Source organism: Microcoleus sp. POL10_C6, assembly GCF_036701585.1.
GTDB lineage: Bacteria > Cyanobacteriota > Cyanobacteriia > Cyanobacteriales > Microcoleaceae > Microcoleus.
On record NZ_JAUBRB010000115.1, the window covers coordinates 1 to 2,500 of the forward strand.

Genomic DNA, 2,500 nt, shown 5'->3' on the forward strand with positions numbered 1-2,500 from the left:
CAGCCCCAGGATGTGATGAGCCGACATCGAGGTGCCAAACACCGCCGTCGATATGAACTCTTGGGCGGTATCAGCCTGTTATCCCCGGAGTACCTTTTATCCGTTGAGCGATGGCCCTTCCATACAGAACCACCGGATCACTAAGACCTACTTTCGTACCTGCTTGATCCGTCGATCTTGCAGTCAAGCACGCTTCTGCCTTTGCACACATTGCGCGATGTCCGACCGCGCTGAGCGTACCTTCGTGCTCCTCCGTTACTCTTTGGGAGGAGACCGCCCCAGTCAAACTACCCACCATACATGGTCCCCGATCCGGATTACGGACCTAGGTTAGAACGTCAAGCACATCAGGGTGGTATTTCAAGGATGGCTCCACCGAAGCTGGCGCCTCGGTTTCATAGCCTCCCACCTATCCTACACAGACGAACTCAACGTTCAATGTAAAGCTATAGTAAAGGTTCACGGGGTCTTTCCGTCTTGCCGCGGGAACGCTGCATCTTCACAGCGATTTCAATTTCACTGAGCCTTGGGTGGAGACAGCGCCGCTGTCGTTACGCCATTCGTGCAGGTCGGAACTTACCCGACAAGGAATTTCGCTACCTTAGGACCGTTATAGTTACGGCCGCCGTTTACTGGGGCTTCGATCAAGAGCTTCGCTTGCGCTGACCCCATCACTTAACCTTCCAGCACCGGGCAGGCGTCACACCCTATACGTCCACTTTCGTGTTTGCAGAGTGCTGTGTTTTTGATAAACAGTCGCAGCGGCCTGGTCACTGCGGCCTCCATTGCTGGAGGCGTACCTTCTCCCGAAGTTACGGTACTATTTTGCCTAGTTCCTTCACCCAAGTTCTCTCAAGCGCCTGAGAATTCTCATCCTACCCACCTGTGTCGGTTTACGGTACGGTCTTGCGTGAGCTGAAGCTTAGAGGCTTTTCCTGGAAGCGTGGGATCAGTGACTTCGTCCGATAGGACTCGTCTCGTACTTCGGCCTTAAAGGGCGGCGGATTTGCCTACCACCCAAGCCTTTGTACTTTCCCCGGGACAACCAACGCCCGGTACACTTACCCTTCTCCGTCCCCCCATCGCACTCACGCGAGGTGCTGGAATATTAACCAGCTTCCCATCGACTACACCTTTCGGTCTCGCCTTAGGGGCCGACTCACCCTGCGCCGATGAACGTTGCGCTAGGAAACCTTGGGCTTTCGGCGTGCGGGCTTTTCACCCGCATTATCGTTACTCATGTCAGCATTCGCACTTCCGATACCTCCAGCAGCCTTCTCAAGCCACCTTCGCAGGCGTACGGAACGCTCCTCTACCGCGCACACAAAGTGTGCACCCCAAGCTTCGGTATATCGCTTAGCCCCGTTAAATCTTCCGCGCAGACCGACTCGACCAGTGAGCTATTACGCTTTCTTTAAAGGATGGCTGCTTCTAAGCCAACCTCCTGGCTGTCTATGCCTTTCCACATCGTTTTCCACTTAGCGATAATTTGGGGACCTTAGCTGTGGGTCTGGGTTGTTTCCCTTTTCACGACGGACGTTAGCACCCGCCGTGTGTCTCCCGCATAGTCTGTCCTGGTATTCGGAGTTTGCCATGGTTTGGTAAGTCACGATGACCCCCTAGCCATAACAGTGCTCTACCCCCAGGAAGATTCGTGCGAGGCGCTACCTAAATAGCTTTCGAGGAGAACCAGCTATCTCCGGGTTCGATTAGCTTTTCACTCCTAGCCACACCTCATCCCCTACTTTTGCAACAGGAGTGGGTTCGGGCCTCCAGTGCGTGTTACCGCACCTTCACCCTGGGCATGGCTAGATCACCCGGTTTCGGGTCTACTTCCTGCGACTATGCGCCCTATTCAGACTCGGTTTCCCTTCGCCTACCCTATACGGTTAAGCTCGCCACAAAAAGTAAGTCGCTGACCCATTATACAAAAGGTACGCAGTCACCCTTGCGGGCTCCTACTGCTTGTACGCATACGGTTTCAGGTTCTATTTCACTCCCCTCTCCGGGGTTCTTTTCGCCTTTCCCTCACGGTACTGGTTCACTATCGGTCAGTCAGGAGTATTTAGCCTTGGAGGATGGTCCCCCCATGTTCAGACAGGGTTTCACGTGCCCCGCCCTACTCAATTTCATCATCGTGGCCCTTTCAAATACTGGGCTATCACCGTCTATGGCCAGCCTTTCCAGACTGTTTTTCTAGAACCATGATGACTTTTGGGCTGTTCCCCGTTCGCTCGTCACTACTCAGGGAATCTCGGTTGATTTCTTTTCCTCCGGGTACTTAGATATTTCAGTTCCCCGGGTTAGCTTCCAGCAGCTATGGATTCACTGCAGGATACCCTTGCGGGTGGGTTTCCCCATTCGGACATCGCGGGATCAAAGCCTATTGCCGGCTCCCCCACGCTTTTCGCAGGCTGTCACGTCCTTCATCGCCTCTGACTGCCAAGGCATCCACCGTATGCGCTTATTCGCTTGACCATATAACCTCAAGTCGCCTCGA

General features: G+C 54.1%; 1 rRNA gene. It reads right to left on the minus strand.

Going from position 1 to position 2,500, the window contains the following annotated elements:
- A 23S ribosomal RNA gene (locus QUA34_RS29660) occupies nucleotides 1-2,478 on the minus strand; the annotation flags it as partial.
- Nucleotides 2,479-2,500 lie beyond the last annotated feature (22 nt).